Below are 17691 nucleotides of genomic sequence, written 5' to 3' on the forward strand. Positions count from 1 at the left end.
AGTTATCATTTTTTTATTTTTTATATTTATTAATTATATAAAATTATCTTTTAATTTTTATTTTGTAATGAAAAAACATGTAAAAGTATAGAAATAATAAATCTATTTTTATAATCTATGCTCTAGAAACACATCATAAGAACGATTAAAAGTACATTTAGAATCCATAAGTATTGTGAGTTTATTTATATTTATATATTAAATAATTGTTTTACGATTTTTAAAAGTTATTAGAAAATAAAGTGTATCATAAGTAATCTTATTGTATTTTGTGAAAATTTAGATAGTAATGATTACATAGTCGCAAATAATATTTTTTTATCTATTTAAATTAATATGGGACTTATTTTCTAAACTTATAAACTATAGAATATGCATTCATAATTTAAATATTAGACTGAAATACATATCCTTTTTGCACTCTTTTAAATATATCAATTATGAATATATACAAACTATCCTTTATTTCTTCTATGTAATCTATATTAGAATTGTTTTTTATAGACTCAAATATGGCAGATATTTCATTTAAAAAAGATATCTTAGGGTTTGATTCTTGATTATTATTTGTTATCTTCAACCAATATGATAAAGATTCAGCAAATAATTTTAGATGCTCTTCCCTATCTTCACCTATTTTCTGATATTCGGGGTCTTTACTATGTATCTTTTTATTTGCAAAAACTGAATAGCTACGAATTATTTCTTTAATTAAATTCTTTAAATCTTGCTCCATTTCCAGATTAAGTTCCAACTTTCCCATAATTAAATCTCCTCCTTGATTTTTTAGTACAATTCTTAAATATATTTAATTGTTACTTGCAAATATATTATTACATCTAAATCTAAAAAATTTTTATAGCGCTAAATAATATAAAATTCAAATAATATCTAAATTTAAATTTTATATTATTTAGCACTATCTATGTTATGTTATATTTTATCATTTTTTATATTTTATCATCTTTTACATTATTTATACAATAATTTAATTAACAACTTAGTTAGAAAATAGTACTATAATAATAGTTTTTTTAGTAGTTATTTACATAAAAAATATCAGGCATATAGCTATACCTGATATTTTTATCTATTTTTTATCTATACAGAGAGCATTTTTCTTTGAAAAGTCAGCTTTTTCAGTTTTTACATTTAAAGTCCTAGTATAATCAACTACTTTCCATTCAGAATCACTTAATGCTACATCTACAGTAGCCTCTGTATCATAATTTCCTTCTTTAGTTTCAAAAATTTCACGTAATGTAATAGATGCGAAACCATTAGTTTTTGTATTCCATGAAACTATGTAAGAAGTTTTCTTATCTGCATGAAGAGCAGTAACTGTATGTGCTATTTTTTGTAAAGTACTCTGTGATATTCCCATATCTACAATACTTGTAAATTCCTTACTGCTAACATCTCCTTTTAACACAGCTTTACTAAATTTTTTCAAAGTATTTTTTATAGCAAGTTCATTTTCTTTTGTAAAAGAAGAACTAGAGTAGTTTATTATATCAGATACTCCTGTGACATTCTCTATAACTGAAAGTGGTTCCCCTACCATTTTTATATTAATTGGGTATATACTTTTTATTTTTAAAGTATCATCATTTGCTAAAGCTAAGTTAAATATAAGAGTCTCTTGATAAGTTGGGAAAGACATATTAGTACCTTTTGGTCTTGTCTTACTAACTCTGTCTACCTTAACAACAAGAGTATCTCCTCTTTTCTCTAAAATATCATATGTATATCCACCATAGGATGTATAAGTATAGTTAGATAAGTCATCATAATACTTATCCATTCCACCATAATCCTCAAAAAGTTTGAATAATCCAACATGATTTGTTTCTTCTACAGCTTTATTATGACTTAAAATAAGTTTATCTACAAAGGGCTTTAATACTTCTATCCCAGTATTATTTTTAGATGAATATTGAGATAATAAAGCTTCATAGCTGCTTAATTCATAATCTTTTAGATATAGAGCTTTTACTGTCATATCTGTTTCCTCACCAAGATTGTGATTATAATTAAACACATATCTTATTGTTAGTGCTCCTCCAACGTTTAAATTTGTATCTGCTAGTAATCCACTATAAGTTAAACGACCTATTCCTTTTGTATCACTTTCTAATTTTCTAGTTCTTTCTAATAATGATATTCCTTGTTGTTCAGCTCGAATTTTTTCTGGTTCTCCCCACTTAACAATAAAGTCTTGTAATTTCTGACTAGCAGTATCACTACCTGCACTTTGTAGCTCAAGTACATTTTGATAGTCTTCTACTCTTTGCTTTTTCTTAGCTTCTTCACTTGCACTTCCATTCGCTATAGCACTTGGAGGAACAACACTTTTTAGCGATTCTGTTGTTCTATACTTTACATCAACAAAATATAATCTTGTTGCAGGGTCATAACCAACTTCACTTATTTTAAATTGTTCCCATTCAAAAGGTGTTTTCGCAAATTCTGTTAATAAATAGTTCCCATAGCTAAAGTTCAAGACATCATTATCTTCTCCTTTTAAATATTTATCAACTTTTTCCAAACAAATTCTTATTGCAGTCATATCTTTTTCATTAATTTTTAATAAATTAGATTTATCAACAGTTATTCTATCACTAATAAGGTTATAAATAATATTGTCTTTTTCATCTGCAGTTGTCTGTGCCAATCTTCTTCCTGCCACTTCTTCTAATGTTAAAGAATTTGTCTTTTCAACGTTAGATTTACAACCTGTGACTGTTGACCCTAATAATGTTATTAAAAATAAACTTAGAAATTTTTTATTCAAACTTATGCACCATCCTTTACATCAAATAATTAATTTGCCATGCTTTTTAAATATCTTACATTTTTTTAAATTATCCTGTATTTCGTCTGAAGAAAAATACTCTAACACATCTTTTTCTAAGCGTTTATCAGGATTTTGTTTTAAAAATTCTCTTATACTCATTCCTTTTTTATAAATTATATTTTTTTTATTAAATAAAAAATTGTCATCAGATTCTGATTTTATATTATTTGTTTCTTTTAAGACGTCTTTTCCTTTTTTAATACTAACTTTTTTAATTTCTAGTAGATATCCATTTTGAATATTAATATTTTGTGAAGCTAAATTATGACCATCTTGAATATAAACTTGAGGTATACTTAAATTAATACCAGATTCTATATCTATATTTTTGATACTTTTTCTACGATATTTTTCTTTAATAAAAAATATTTCTTTTTTTAGTTCTGAGTCTATATTAGAAATACATATCATATTACAAACTCCTTTTAATTAAATTTCTTTCCAAATACTGAATTCATCATCATCAAATATTTCTTTTTTTTCTTTAGATGACTTTATTTCATTACTTGATTCAATTGATGAATTGTTTTTATTACTATTAGGTTCTTGTTTTAGCCAAAATTTATTGAGAAATTGAAAAAATTCAGCTAATTCTTCATTAGATGGAGTTAAAAGTATTCCATGCACAAATTTCGTCTTTTCATTAAAGAATTTAACAGCTAATTCCCCTTTATTTTTTAATCTTTCTCTAAACTTCCTATCTCCAGTAGTTCTTTCAATATGTTCAGGGCTTCCCATAACAGAAATTCTACATGGAATATTGTCTGTTACTGTTTTTGAGATTATTTCATTTTTTATAATATGAGGCATCATAATTATTCTTATTCCAGTCGCAGGTAATCTTGTAACTAGTTCACTTAATAATCCTTGAAATTCTGATTTAGTATCTTTATCCATAGTTTCTGCCAGTGTTATAACTTCATCTATAACCACATAAAGTAGAGGCATATGTACATCTGGATTCTTTTTTTTGTAATCCCATATATTAACATATCCTGCACTTCCAATTAGTTCTTGCCTTTTTGAACCTTCTACCTTAACAACATATCTTAGCTCTTTTAAAATATCTTCAGGGGAACTTACAAATCTTTTAACATGTGGTATTTTAAAAGAATTATAGTCTGATAACTTATCTTTTGGGTCACATATATGAAATTCCGCTTCAGATGGAGGAAGAAAAAAGGCAATTTGTGATAAAATACTAAGTGCTAAAGATGTTTTTCCAGTTCGAGGAGTACCTGATATAAGAAGAGAGTCCATATGTTTTAAATCCTTACATACAACTTCCCCTTCCATATCAATACCAAATATAACTGGAAGGTAGTTTCCACTATCAAGCACATAATTTTCAGCTAATTTATATGTATCTCTTAAGGATACCTTTGTAAAAGCACCCTTCATTATTTTTATTTTTATAATATCTCCAACTGTTACACCTAGACCATATATATTTTCATCCAAGACTCCTTTATCATTGTCAAAGGCATATATATTTACAATTTCTTTAACTAGAGAATCTTCATTTTTTAACCAACGTGGTCTTTTTATAGATAAAGATATATAGAATAATTTTTCTTCCAATTCGACTAAGTACATTTTTTCTATCTCTTGATTTCTTCCACCTATTATTTTTGCTGAGTTTTCTATTATTACATCCCAAGCTAAAAATTCATCATCATCTTCATCAAATTTTTTTACATCATTAAAATTAGGATTTATATATGGCAAACAATTACTTATGCTATCATAAAGAAATTTTCGAGGTATCATTCCATTTAGCATATTTGTTCTAAGGTTTTCTAATATAAAAGCCATATTATTTTGAATATTTTCATTATCAGTTAAAATATCAGAATATGTATCTTCCTCATCATCAAAGAAATAGTCCTCATCGTCTTCATCATCCTCTTCGAGAGTATAAGAAGAATCAGCTTCTGATATTTCTTCGTTTATGGTACTCTTATCCTCATTAGTGTTTTTAATATTTAAGTAAGAAATATAAAATAAAGGGACTCCTATCCCAGCTGAAAATAATCCACTAAGTATCAGTTCCAGTCCCTTCGTTTTTCCGAATATTAGACCTATAGTCCCTATTGCAGTAGTAATTATACTTGTTATAACTATAGTGCGACCAGTTTTTACTATAGTTAATAGTTTTAAATCATTAAATGAAGTTACAAAGTCTTTTAAGAAATCAAAGAAACTTTTAAAAAATATTACAAATGTATCAAATATTTTTTCTTCACTGGAGGCAGGGGATGTCTGTTGTTGCAAACTAGACATCCAATCATCTGAAATGTTATTACTCATATTAGGTTCAGAAAAATCCAAACCTTCATCCCAATTCAAGTCTCCTAAACTACTTTCATCTGAGTCAAAATCATCTAAACTAGGTTCTTTATCTGCTGAATAAAGGTTGTTTCGTTCTATTTTCCTGTCATCTATAGCACTTTTAGATACTTTGCTTTGCATACTCATTAGAATCACCCCTTTGCGATAAAAACATAGATAAATAAGAATATTGCAAATAAACTAAACACTATATAAAAACTTGTTTTTGATTTTTCATTCATGGAGCTATTTAATATATAACTAAATAGAAATATTAACAAAATTATAATAAATATCATGATAGCCTCCTAATTTTTTAAATTAACACCTGTTTTAAATATGTTTGAAGAAGCTATATCATTTGGAAGTTCCATTCTTGTTAAACCGATTTTATCTGAATCTAAAGAAAATAAGAAAGCATTTTGTAAGTGGGAACTTATTTTTGATGAACTATTTTTATTATGTTGATTTTTATTTTTAATTCTTTTTGCAGATGATAATTCATATAAAGTAGGTTTAAATTGTGGGACCTGCAATCTTGTAACAAGTTCATCAATTACTTTTGTATCTTTAATCGCTCCAACAAAGAAAGATGTTGTATTACTAAATATTCCAAATTTATCATCATCCAATAGTTTTTGAACATCATTTGTTACAATTATATTTACATCTCCAATTTTTCTTCCACCAGTTACAGCAACTCCGAGTGTCTTGTCTGAGTCAGGGAATTTACCCCAACGTTGAAATTCTTCCCAAAGTTTAACATTAAAACAACCTTGTGCCTTGCTATATATTGAGCGAAGATGACTTAATATAGAAGCCTCTATTTGCATCAAGGTTAATTGAGTTTCGTCAACAGCATGTTGAGATTTACCTTCCATACCAAAAGAACATATAATCAAATCTGCAGACATAAGAGAATCTATATTAACTTTTTCTTTAAATGTATGTGACATTGTTCCATTTTTCTCAAAATATCTACTAGTCAATGCAATTGCTTTTTTAACTGCATTTTTATACTCAGTATTTGTTCTGTAAATGTGTGTTTCATTATAGGAACTTAAACTTTTTAATTTGTCATAGACATCAAAAATAGATAAACCTTTTGAGTTAACCCAAGTACTCTCTTCATCTGTAATTCCAGCCTCAGAATATACTAATCCTATTGCATCTTCTAGTACAACACTTAACCAAGTATCTTTATCAAACTCTTTGCCTAATAAAGCTCTAAGTTTTGCACGTGTGAAATCTAAAGAAAGTGCCTTAGCTTTTTCATCTATCTCTCTTATACCTGTTTTTGGAGCTATTTCCATTGATTCGAAGTACTTGCCAGTACCATCACCCATATTTAAAATTTCTACCTTACTGTTATGACTTAAAAAATTAGCCATAGGAATATATTCAGTTCCTTCTATATCCATTATAGTTATTTTGAATCCAGCAGCTATTAATTGAAGTAGTATACTCTTTACAAACAGGGATTTTCCCCATCCTGTTTCTGATGTGACTAGCCAATTCTCAGCACTAACAGACTCTTGCTTCACCTTTTTAAACACTGGAAATCTAGAGTTTATATCAGTTCCAAAACATATTCCCTCTTCACCTAAAGTTCCTTGTTCATAGGTAGAATATCTTGATACAATTTCATCTGTAATTATCTGAGCAGGAATATAATCTTTTACTGATTTTAAGTACAAATGGCTAAATGGGCTGAAATATTTTAAAAAATCAGGTATTTCATATAAAATTCTTTTTGTTTTTATTCCAAGATTTTTTGTACATTGCTCCATTTTCTTTATATTATAATCAAATAAAGAGCCACGAGGTCCTGATACAATCATTAATATTGAACTTTTCATTATACCTCGACCTCTTTGTTTATCTGCTATTGAGAGATAATTTAATGATTCCTCGATATATTTTTGCTTGTTTATAGAATCTATATTTTTATGAAGATTATAAGCATCTACATCAGTTTGTTTTTTTTCCTCACTTACTTCCTTTAATGTGTTAAGTCTAGACTGCATAGCAGGAGAATCCCAATCTATAAAATGGTTTTCTAGATAATTTATAAAGGTGATTTTTATTCCATAGCTACATTCATTTCGTATAATATTTTTAAAACGTATTCTGAGCTCTCTAGGCATTTCGTTTATTAGATAATAATATGAGATATTTTCCTTACTATAGGTACATGAAAAATCAATTCCTATAGTATCTGAAGTAGTATACAATTTCTTTGTATAGTTACTTTTATTTTTAGTCAAATTGCTATAATGTAAGTCATCATACAAGCTTAATGTATTTAAAAGGTTTTGATATTTTTTATCTAAAAAAGATAAAATTTTATTTGAAAGATTACTCATTTTTATATTCACCTCAACATTGGAGTTCATTTAAAAGTACTTCATCTAATTTTGTAAACCCTTTTGAACAATGCTGAAAATAAGCATTTCTTCTTTCATATTCATCGAATTTAAAGTATTTCATAATGAAAGGTATTTCTATGTTAGCTGTTTTTTTAATTGCTACAATCGTTCTTGAAATATCTAAATTAAATTTTTCAATGTCAGAACTTCCAGAAATTGCAGAATACTCTTCTACAGTATTACCTTCTATTATCTTTTCACCAAACATACAATCAATTACAATGTGAACATCAACTTCCTCTTGAAAAAATTTTTCTAATATCGCTTTTCTTGGGTCAAAAACAGTATATATATGTTTTGAAAGCTTCATTAAATTTATAGTGTCAGCAGATAGTGAAGGAATATGGCTATATCTTTTACTGTATACATTTAACTTTGGGAGAAATAATAAAATTTTAGAAGTATGATTTTTATGTATTTTTAAATATTGTTGATATGCACATAAAAAAGATATTATATAATTACATCCATAATTTTTCACATATAATATTTTGCCACTATGTAACATAGGCACTTTATATGTACTATATATGAATGGTGTATTTGGTTTTGGAGAATTTTCTAACTTATTAATATAATCATTTAATTTTTGCAATTCTTCTTTTGATTTCTTTTCATTTTCAGCTGCTTTATTTATTATATCTAAGAGAGATTTGTCTATATTTTCATACTGATAAACTAAATTCTCGATTCTTGATAAAGATTCTTTCATATTATCTAGTAACAAATCATTTTTTTCTTCATCTGATAGAACCATTGATTTTTTTAACAAGTTAATATCTTTATTTGACTCTGATATAGTCATTCCTGTACATTTATAGTTATCAATTATGTAAGAAATAATTTCATCATCTTCTAAATAATCTTCACTTTCGTAAATATCAGCTTCAAGGCAATTAAATATACACTTATATAGAAATGCCTTTTCATCAGTACTTGGAACAACGTAAATAATTTTTTTGATTTTTTCTTTAAGTCCCATTAGACAGTTAAGTATTTGATTATCTGTACCTTCTGAACTATGAAATATTAAACACTCTATTGAGTCAAATGAAGCTATATTGCTTATATCTTTATAATTAGTTGTGATTTTTGTATTAAAATCTTTTGTGGTTATTAGAATTGGTTTCATAAAAATTTTCCTTTCTTGTTATAAATGTTATAGAGTTTCTATTAATGGATTTATGCTATCTGCTATATTTATAAATTCTAGTGATGACCAGTCATAGGATGTTGAAATGCTTAAATTATCTTCATCATATGCTACACTTTCATCAGCTAAACAAAATATTTCCCTTAAATAATTCATATGTCTTGAGAATTCAGAGTTAGTTCCATTTGATATAATATACTTCCCTCTATATATAGAGGAGGCAACTGGTGATGAATTTAGAGAGCTTAAGGATATTAAAGTATTTATTCTTCCACTATCATTATTGTCACAACAAATTAATACTTCTGATTGAAATAATATTTCCTTAAGATTTTTAATATAAGATATAGGACAATCAATTATTAATGTTTTATAATATTTTTGTATGGTTAAAATTGATTGAACTCTAGATATATCTTCTTCAGTTACATCAACATCATATGCTGATAGTAAACTATCAAATCCAAACTTTGTCTTATATGTTAATTTAGTTAAATTCATAGATTTTTTAAGATTTTTTACACCTTGCTGTACAACTGGGTCACTACATAATAAATCATATAAACCTAAATGTGATAATAGGCCTTTATTTTTTATGTCAAAATCTACATATAACACCTGGCTAGTTTCACTAAAATACTTTGCTAATTTCAAAGCAGTTGTTGTTATATGGCTTCTCCTATCACCTGTAACAACAATAATTCTTATCCCATCATTAGAAATATTTCTCCCTTTAACAGTAATTATTTTTTCTATAATTTCTTTTTTTTCTATGATTTTAGGTTTCTTAGCCTCCTCAAACTTTTCTACCATAGAACTTATATCTCCTAAGTCATCTGATAAGGTGTCTACCTCTTCCAGATTATTTTCGATATTATTTATATTGGAGTTATTAATACTTTTATTATCAATCGCTACATCAATAATGTTACCAGCATTTCTTGCATTGATAGCAAATTCATTTAATTCTTCTAATGCTTTATCTACATTATCAATTTGTATATTTTCTTTGAACTCATAGTGCATATTATCAACTTCAGTTTCCACTTCACAAGCTTCTTCTACACTAGAGTCACTTTTTAAACTATCTGATTTAATGATTAAATCTTCAACTAAATTATTTTTAGATATTGTTTGCTCAATCGATTCAATTTGAATATCATCTTCGTTAGAAACACTTGGTAATGGAATGTTTTCTTGCTCAAATTCATTTTTATTAAGTACATCTGAGTTCTTTTCCACTATAGCCACATTATTTTCAGTAGGTATTTTTTCTAAATCAGTTATTTGGCCAATGGGGCTTAAAGTGGTGTTAACTTTAGATATATTTTTTTTGTTTTTAGAATTTCTTCCAAATAGACCAAATAATTTTTTCTTAGGATATTCATTGTTATTTTTCATTTCTACTGTGTGAGAGTCTGGCTCTTTAATAGTAGAACTTACATCTTCTTCTAAAATATCTTTATCTGAAGAAAAACTCTCAAGAGTATTCTCATATTTTTTACTAAGTACATTTATATTTAATGTAGCGATATTAATAATGTCATTATAGTTAATAGCTTCTTTTATGTGTATGTGAAGCATTGTTGGTGAAAATAATCTATTAGTAATATGATCTAAAATGGAAGCGTTCTTTATAAGACTAATCACTTTAGATGAAGGATGATATTTACATAAGTAATTATTAAATGTATTGAGTAAAGAATCTAATTCTTCTTCTTTTATTTCATTGAAAGTATCTTGTAAAACTATGAATCTATCTATTTCAGCAGCATTTTTTTTTCGCAAATTATAATCTGTTACAAAGTCATTTATGTTTGAATATACAGTTATGCTAGTCCCATCTTGAGTTTTTTCGAGTACATTTTTTATTTTATTAGCAGTTTTTTTACCTAATATAACAATTTTCAAATTTTCTCACCCTTCTTAAATATTTATTTATATATCATCATCTTCTTCAATGATAATATCATCATCATCATTTCCTACAATAATGTTATCATCATCTCTTTTTAATATATCAGTATCTAATTTAACACGAGCATCGTTCTCTGTTTCATCATCATCAAACAAAATAATTTTTTCATTATTTTCCTTAAGATTAATTGGCTTTCTGAGAAGTTTATTGATAAATAATTTTAATTTTTTATTTCTTTTGAATTTCTTAGTTTTTTTCTTTAATAATTTTTGCGCTTTATATTCTTCCATAGACGTTCTTTTAAGCTCTTTGAGTTCTTCAGAAGTTTGACTTATTCTTGTTCTAATACCATTATTTTCTGTCCATATTACAGTTATAAAATTAGTTTCTATAACTGATTTAAATATTTCATTAATTGTGTTGGTAGCAGAAAATTCATCAATGTTAAATGTTTTCTTTGCTAAATCTGAAATCCCATTTTTATCTAATATGGTATATTCCTCATAATTCGCAAGAAGCATTTTATCTAGAATTACTTTCAAATCATCAAAAAACAAATCAGCTCTTCCTTTAAAATAAAAACAATATGCATCATAACATGCATAGTAATTCTTCATTTCATATTGCATATTATCAAAAATTATTGTTAATAATTCTTTTAAATCTTGGTTTTCAATTTTATCTAATTTAGAAAAATGATTATTCATTCTATCATCTTTTCCAACTGAATCCATATAGTCTATATGACTAAAAAATATATTTCTTCTTGATAGTTCTCTATAACTTTCTCCAAGAGCCTCATGATGTTCAAACATACCATCTTCGCCTTTACTTACAATTTCGGAGTTTTTGAATAGAACAAATATTCCTCTTAAATTGTTAGCGAATTGTGCTACATATGGATAAGTATCGCTTATATCACAAATATTCCAAAACACAGTATGTTTAAATAAATATTGATTATCTAATAATTCTTTTCTTTTTTTTCTAAAATATAATTCTCTCAAAACAAGAAATCTAATAATATTTAGAAAAACTATAAATGATAATAATGGATATAATATTTTTAACATTAAAGATAGCTTAAACAATGCAATTAGAGAAGTTATTCCCCAAAATATTAATATCAAAATGATTATTATAATTTTTCCACTAGAATCACCAAATCCTTTTGATTTAAAATCAAATGTAAGTGGAATTTTAACTACATCACTATTTTTTTCAGGTCTCATTTTATAGCACTCCTTTTAAAATCAAATAACTTTTATATCATATATGTAGTTATTTGAAACAAATACTAAATATTTGTGTATATGTTTTTTATCTTCTTTTTTTGAAATGGCTTTAATACAATATATTTCATCTTTAGCACTAGATTCTAGTGTATATTCAGCTTCTTGTATACTTACTTCTTCAGCAGCATAGAATTTTGACTCATCATATTGTGTTCCAAATATTTTATACTTCAAATCATCTGTAAAATGAGAATCTTTTTTAGCCTTTATATAACTATTTTCATCTTTTATTAATAGAAATGAACGTATATCTTCTATAACCCAAAGCTTTGTAGTTTCTTTTCTATCTAATGTTGTGATTCTTTTGTTATAAATAGAATTAATTCTTTTATTTAAAAAGGTTATATTAAGAACACTTAAAAATGATATTATAATAATTATTATTGTAAGTAATCTAATAAAAAAACTTTTCTTTTTAGGCCTAAGCTTTATACTGGTTACTTCTTTTTTATTAAACTTTGAGAAAATTTTAAAGTTTTTCAAATAAATATCCTCCAATTAATTATTTATATATATATTTCTTTCTATCCCTAATAAACTTCCAACATTCCAATACAATACAATTGTCATTATGTAATCTTCACTACCATTAATAATTAAAATTTCTTTAATGCCAGCCATACCTAGTGATGTAAAGTATTTATCAAAAGCAACTGAATTTCTTATTTTAAATGCATTTTTTTGTTCTTCTGTCATCCTGTTTAATTTGTATTTTTCATTTCTAGCGATTCCATCATCTTCATATATATCCTTTATAATATCTTTTTTTTCTTTTGCATAATGATAAGCCTCTTTATAAGACTTCATAGTATCAAGAACTAATTTATTATAATTATCTACTCTACTTTGTGCTACATCTAAAGAAATAGTCTTATTACAACCAGTTAACATCAATAAAAAGAAGAAAATAATTGTTATTTTTAATTTGTTAAGTTTGTACAAATTATTAAACCTCACTATTCTGACCAAAATATTTTTTTATTGTATTTAGAATATCTCTATAAAAATCGTTTTTGTTTTCTAGTTCTAATTCTCTATATAACTTAAATATAATATCCTTGCATTTATCATCATATTGAATAAATTCATTTCTATAGACATTCAATTCATGAGTATTTAGGTTGCAACATATCTTATAGTCCTCATAAGATATTTTTATCTTTGTTTTATTAATTAAAATCGAACCAAGTTGCTTTGATTCCCAATTAGTTTGTATAATTTCTCCATTATATTTTTTTAATCTATATACTCTAGTTTTATTTTCAAATACCTCAAATACTTTTTTCTCTTTGGAATTTAGTGTTGCATTTTCTAATATTTCATACATTGAAGGACTAGTCCAATCATGTTTTCTTAAATCTTTTATAGTAACTGATAGATAATCTTCATTTTTAAACTGTTCTATCAATAATGAAATATTTAAATTACTATAATATATATCATCCTCAAATTCTGGTAATCTTTTTTTACAAGTTATAAAATATCTAAAGTCGCCTTGCACTTTTTTAATATATTTATTAAAAATTGCAGGATAAGTATTGCTGTAATTATCATAGAAAAATTTAGCATTATATTTTTGTTTAACTATTTTACCCTCCATACAATTAATCATAATAAATCCTCCCCCATTTTCCATTTTGTATAAATTTATATTTCAATTATTATTTCTGAACTAAAAATTTTTCCTATATTTTATTTTTAGACATATAGGAAATGGTATTTTTATGTTTTCAATATTAATCACCACCAATTAATTATTTTTTATTTTTAATCACCCCTTAAAAATATTGCTATATATATAAATAAAAAATGGTTTTTATTTTTTTGAAAAAATTAAAAAAAGAGTAGTGGATAAATTATCCAAACTACTCTTTTTTTATTTTATAGACTGAATATCAGTAACTTTATTTTTTTCTATTGTTACTAACATACATTTATTTATAATTTGATTATTTCTAATTAATTCAACATCTATTTTAAAGAAATATTTTTTTGAATTATTTTTTATAAATTCTTTTTCATCATATTTTTCTCCAACAATATTTAGTATTTTTATTTTTTTTACTGATGTTATTTCGCTATCTAAATCTTTTTTAAAATATTCATTTTGTAAAGTAGTACTAAAAGTATCATATAGTTTAGCTTTAATATTATTAAATTCATTTTTATTTACTAATTTATATAAATCTACACAATTAACAGCAATATTTTTAGCATTATTGAATTCATTTAATGCAATGGAATCTTTAGACAATACAAATACTTTTTTATTTTCCGTATGAATAGTAATTATAACTGAAAAAAGTAAAATTAAAATGCTAAATACCACTAAAAATTTTTTCATCAATACATTTTCCTCCCAACCATGTTAATTCTACTTGCGATATAATTCCATCAGGAAGCCAAAATATAAAAGTTTGTGACAATTTACCATTATCACTATCTAAAAAATAGTGTACTTCACTATATTCTCTAAGTAATTCCATTCTACTTTTTTTTATTCTGTTTTCATCTTCATACTTTGTATCTTCTAAATAATTCTCGATATCTTTTCCTAAGTTAATTAGCTTTAGATTTAATTTATTGGCCATACTATTAGAAACACCATTTACTTCTTTTAACTTAGTGTCTTCTTTTTGAGTAGCAATTATATTTAAAAGAATATTTTCTATTTTTTTGCTTTTCAATTTTGACATCTCATAGTCTTTTATAGTTTCACTTGAATTTATTTCGTTTATTTTAATACTTTTATCTTCATAGCTATCACTAGTCTTTAATTTTGAAAACACCATTATAATTGATGTCAATATTATCACATGCAGTACAATATTTACATATTTTTTCAAAATATATCCCCTCCACTATAGATTATCTAATATCTTAATATCAGTTAAATTTTTATTTTTATAAAATACCTCAATTATTAATTTATTGTCTATATCTAATTTTGAAACATATATTATTTTTATAGATTTATCTTTTTTATTGTTTTCATATGTTTTTAATTTATATTTATAATTAGAACTATCAATAATCCTATCATAAGTTAAAGGTATTTGATTTATTGGAATAACTAACCATTTGTTTTTGTATGCTAAAGTAGCATATGAATCATCCAAAATGTCTATATCATTTATTTTTATAAAATTTTGCCCATTTGCAGTAGTATAAATGTTTTTATCATTATCTATTTGAGGTTCTGATGGATAACTTTCTGTTTGTTCTTCCACTATATCATCTATTACAGGTGTTCCTTCTGATTCTTCTATATCAGATTCTTTAAAGACTGTATTATAATATTCAGTTAAATTTAATTCCTTATTATTTAAAGTTTTTAATTTTAGATTATAGTTATTTATCTTATCTAGTACTTTCAAATCAATAGATGGATTATTTACTAATTGATTTAAAGTATCTTCACCATTATAAAAATCTTTGATAATATTTCCAATCTCTAAAGAACTATTTAATAAATTATTTTCTGTGTCCTTATGAATATTGTTATATAAAGAGATAAATAATACTGATACTGATATAAATACAAGTGCTTTAAGTGTATTAAGATTTTTCTTCATTTTTCCCTCCAAATTATAAAAATTTATTTCCATACACATAACATTCTATTTGATTTTTTAGCTTTTAATAAAGAAGCTTTTGACTGTAGTTGCATACTGTGGTCAATGTGTGTAGAAGAATACATATTATATTTATCGCCTTGTCTGCCAGTAATAGCAACAAAATGCTCAGAGCCTGCTGCATATGGTTTAGTTAAACGTATTATAGCAATTCCCCCTTTATCAACTGCCTCATTAATATGATTTATCCAATTATTATCCTCATAATATTTACTATTAAGACCTAAGCTATTAAATACATTAGGCATATTACTCATAGATATACCTGCACTTACGAGACCATTTTTCATAATCATTATAGCTCCCATCTCAGGTGGATTTACTAATCTACCTGTTAAAGCACTTACTGTATAAGCACAAGAATATATCATGCAACCAGAGCGATTATATGTTGCTCCACCTGGATACCATTGAGAGTTACCATAACTTTCACCAAATTTGTTACCTTGTCCAAAAAAGGGAACTCCAAATTTAACATCCTGATATTTTCCTGAATAGGCACTTCCTTTTTTTTGAAGAAATGAGGAAGAACCCCAGTGTGGTTTTAATGTGTTCATTATGTATGATTTATTGCTACCACTATAAGATGATAATAAAGCTTCTGTAGTCTTGCCATCAACTATAGCTTGACCTTTACCACTAGTTTCTTTGAAATTTCCTACACTTACATTTGGTGCATTAGAATTATTATTTTCTTGAATTCCCATTTTTTTTGCTAAATTATTTTGCATCCTTGCAGCTTGTAAATATGAATTTAAACCATAATGAAAATTTAGAACCTGGTCTGCAACTTTTAAATTCTTACATCCATTCCAAGCATCTTTCATGCCTTGTTTATCACTAAATTTGTTCCATAAAAATGTCCACAAAGGTTCTTTAAGCTGAGTTCCATTTAAAATAAGCTTAGAACCACCTAAACTTTTTTGAAATTGGCTAGGATTTGATAAGCTTCTAACAGAACCATGTTTACTTGTTCCAAGTATTGATTTTCGTAAACTACTTTCATCATAACCACCTTCTATAGTCCATTTATCAAAACTCCTTTCTGAATCATTATCTGAAGTAGCACAATACATTGCACATATAAAGTTTGCATAAGCTGGATGGTCTTTTAAATATGCACCATGAAATTGTGCATTAATAAGACAATTCTTTATAAAATTAATCATATATTCTTTATTTTCAATTATTCCCCAACTTTCAACTACTTTAGTAACCTTATCAACGGTTCTATCTGCATAAGTTTTTTGTTTTTCTTTCCAAATAGTGCTTAATGCTAAAGCACCATATGGGCTATATTGACTTTCAGCACTAAAAGATTTAGTAGGTTTATATTTATTTCTAATAGCTGTTTTACTAGCAGCAGGGATTCTACCACCCATAGGAGTGAGCGATTCTTTACGAGATAAACCTAGATAACCATACCCAGCAGAATTATATGGAATATCTGAAGGTATCTTTGAAATATCATATTGTTTATTTCCTTTAAAAAATTGCATACCATTTTCAGTACTTAACACTCCTAAGTTAAATAAATGTACAAGACTTTGTTCTGAATCACTATATATAGGAGTTCCATCATAACCTTTAAGTGCATTATTATAATAAATCCCTAATCTATATATATTTTTTTCATAATCACTTAAATTAGCACTATATTGTGCGAATTCTTCTTCAGTCCAACTTAGTGTAGTACTAGAATTATTATTTGTAACAGTATTGGATGTATTGGTTTTATTTTCTGTAATATCATCTGTATTGAAAATTGATATAAAAGACATAAAACACATAAATATTCCTAATAGTAGTACTACAGAAATTGTAATTATTATTGATGAAAGAAAAATTGTTATAAAGGATAGCTGGTCTATTAATATCATAATTAAAGTTAATAATTTTCCCTTTTTTTTCTTCTTATTGCTATATGTATTTAATTTATTTTCAATAGACTGCTTTTCTTGACTTTTTTTAGTTGATGATTTATGAAAAAAAGCAAATAGTTTATAAAAGAATGTAAACACATTTATCCCCTCCAAGTGAAAAAATAAAAAGACTATTACATTTAACAAAATA

Annotated in this window: 15 protein-coding genes; all 15 read right to left on the bottom strand. The window is 25.6% G+C overall.

Going from position 1 to position 17691, the window contains the following annotated elements; genetic code table 11:
- Nucleotides 1–385: 385 nt before the first annotated feature.
- A complete protein-coding gene (locus tag Q3304_RS08775) occupies nucleotides 386–763 on the bottom strand; it encodes a hypothetical protein (protein WP_021382363.1) in 378 nt (125 codons plus the stop codon).
- 327 nt (nucleotides 764–1090) lie between these two features.
- Complete coding sequence (locus Q3304_RS08780; RefSeq protein ID WP_407813452.1) at nucleotides 1091–2794, bottom strand: hypothetical protein; 1704 nt, start codon at nucleotides 2792–2794, stop codon at nucleotides 1091–1093.
- Between the two features lie 21 nt (nucleotides 2795–2815).
- Nucleotides 2816–3268, bottom strand: a complete 453-nt coding sequence (locus tag Q3304_RS08785; protein WP_407813451.1) for a hypothetical protein — start codon at nucleotides 3266–3268, stop codon at nucleotides 2816–2818.
- 18 nt (nucleotides 3269–3286) lie between these two features.
- Nucleotides 3287–5335, bottom strand: a complete 2049-nt coding sequence (locus tag Q3304_RS08790) for an FtsK/SpoIIIE domain-containing protein (RefSeq protein ID WP_407813450.1) — start codon at nucleotides 5333–5335, stop codon at nucleotides 3287–3289.
- A gap of 161 nt (nucleotides 5336–5496) precedes the next feature.
- Nucleotides 5497–7554, bottom strand: a complete 2058-nt coding sequence (locus tag Q3304_RS08795; RefSeq protein ID WP_407813449.1) for a helicase HerA domain-containing protein — start codon at nucleotides 7552–7554, stop codon at nucleotides 5497–5499.
- A 13-nt stretch (nucleotides 7555–7567) separates the two neighbouring features.
- Nucleotides 7568–8749 carry a hypothetical protein gene (locus tag Q3304_RS08800; protein WP_407813448.1) on the bottom strand — a complete coding sequence of 394 codons (1182 nt, stop codon included), beginning with the start codon at nucleotides 8747–8749 and terminating at the stop codon, nucleotides 7568–7570.
- Between the two features lie 27 nt (nucleotides 8750–8776).
- Nucleotides 8777–10681 carry a hypothetical protein gene (locus Q3304_RS08805; protein ID WP_407813447.1) on the bottom strand — a complete coding sequence of 635 codons (1905 nt, stop codon included), beginning with the start codon at nucleotides 10679–10681 and terminating at the stop codon, nucleotides 8777–8779.
- Nucleotides 10682–10708: 27 nt separating this feature from the next.
- Complete coding sequence (locus Q3304_RS08810) at nucleotides 10709–11920, bottom strand: hypothetical protein (RefSeq protein WP_407813446.1); 1212 nt, start codon at nucleotides 11918–11920, stop codon at nucleotides 10709–10711.
- Between the two features lie 21 nt (nucleotides 11921–11941).
- Nucleotides 11942–12466 carry a hypothetical protein gene (locus Q3304_RS08815; RefSeq protein ID WP_407813445.1) on the bottom strand — a complete coding sequence of 175 codons (525 nt, stop codon included), beginning with the start codon at nucleotides 12464–12466 and terminating at the stop codon, nucleotides 11942–11944.
- 15 nt (nucleotides 12467–12481) lie between these two features.
- Nucleotides 12482–12925, bottom strand: coding sequence for a hypothetical protein (locus Q3304_RS08820; RefSeq protein ID WP_044211879.1), 444 nt, complete (start codon nucleotides 12923–12925; stop codon nucleotides 12482–12484).
- 4 nt (nucleotides 12926–12929) lie between these two features.
- On the bottom strand, nucleotides 12930–13595 hold the full coding sequence (locus tag Q3304_RS08825; RefSeq protein WP_407813444.1) for a hypothetical protein: 666 nt from the start codon (nucleotides 13593–13595) through the stop codon (nucleotides 12930–12932).
- Nucleotides 13596–13859: 264 nt separating this feature from the next.
- Complete coding sequence (locus Q3304_RS08830; RefSeq protein WP_407813443.1) at nucleotides 13860–14327, bottom strand: hypothetical protein; 468 nt, start codon at nucleotides 14325–14327, stop codon at nucleotides 13860–13862.
- Entirely contained in the window at nucleotides 14302–14829 is a 528-nt protein-coding gene (locus Q3304_RS08835; protein WP_407813442.1) for a hypothetical protein, read from the bottom strand. Before Q3304_RS08835 ends, Q3304_RS08830 begins: the two co-directional genes overlap by 26 nt.
- Before the next feature lie 15 nt (nucleotides 14830–14844).
- Complete coding sequence (locus Q3304_RS08840) at nucleotides 14845–15558, bottom strand: hypothetical protein (protein ID WP_407813441.1); 714 nt, start codon at nucleotides 15556–15558, stop codon at nucleotides 14845–14847.
- A 23-nt stretch (nucleotides 15559–15581) separates the two neighbouring features.
- The gene (locus Q3304_RS08845) at nucleotides 15582–17639 is read right to left on the bottom strand and encodes a hypothetical protein (protein WP_407813440.1); all 2058 of its coding nucleotides are present in this window, start codon (nucleotides 17637–17639) and stop codon (nucleotides 15582–15584) included.
- Nucleotides 17640–17691 lie beyond the last annotated feature (52 nt).

The organism is Clostridioides sp. GD02377 (assembly GCF_045899875.1).
Classification (GTDB): Bacteria; Bacillota; Clostridia; order Peptostreptococcales; family Peptostreptococcaceae; genus Clostridioides; species Clostridioides difficile_A.

What these genes read in the sequence shown, in the direction of transcription:
- Q3304_RS08825 (WP_407813444.1), bottom strand. Translation starts at nt 13,595, where the DNA reads ATGATTAATTGTATGGAGGGTAAAATAGTTAAACAAAAATATAATGCT.
- Q3304_RS08790 (WP_407813450.1), bottom strand. Translation starts at nt 5,335, where the DNA reads ATGAGTATGCAAAGCAAAGTATCTAAAAGTGCTATAGATGACAGGAAA.
- Q3304_RS08810 (WP_407813446.1), bottom strand. Translation starts at nt 11,920, where the DNA reads ATGAGACCTGAAAAAAATAGTGATGTAGTTAAAATTCCACTTACATTT.
- Q3304_RS08800 (WP_407813448.1), bottom strand. Translation starts at nt 8,749, where the DNA reads ATGAAACCAATTCTAATAACCACAAAAGATTTTAATACAAAAATCACA.
- Q3304_RS08785 (WP_407813451.1), bottom strand. Translation starts at nt 3,268, where the DNA reads ATGATATGTATTTCTAATATAGACTCAGAACTAAAAAAAGAAATATTT.
- Q3304_RS08795 (WP_407813449.1), bottom strand. Translation starts at nt 7,554, where the DNA reads ATGAGTAATCTTTCAAATAAAATTTTATCTTTTTTAGATAAAAAATAT.
- Q3304_RS08775 (WP_021382363.1), bottom strand. Translation starts at nt 763, where the DNA reads ATGGGAAAGTTGGAACTTAATCTGGAAATGGAGCAAGATTTAAAGAAT.
- Q3304_RS08830 (WP_407813443.1), bottom strand. Translation starts at nt 14,327, where the DNA reads ATGAAAAAATTTTTAGTGGTATTTAGCATTTTAATTTTACTTTTTTCA.
- Q3304_RS08840 (WP_407813441.1), bottom strand. Translation starts at nt 15,558, where the DNA reads ATGAAGAAAAATCTTAATACACTTAAAGCACTTGTATTTATATCAGTA.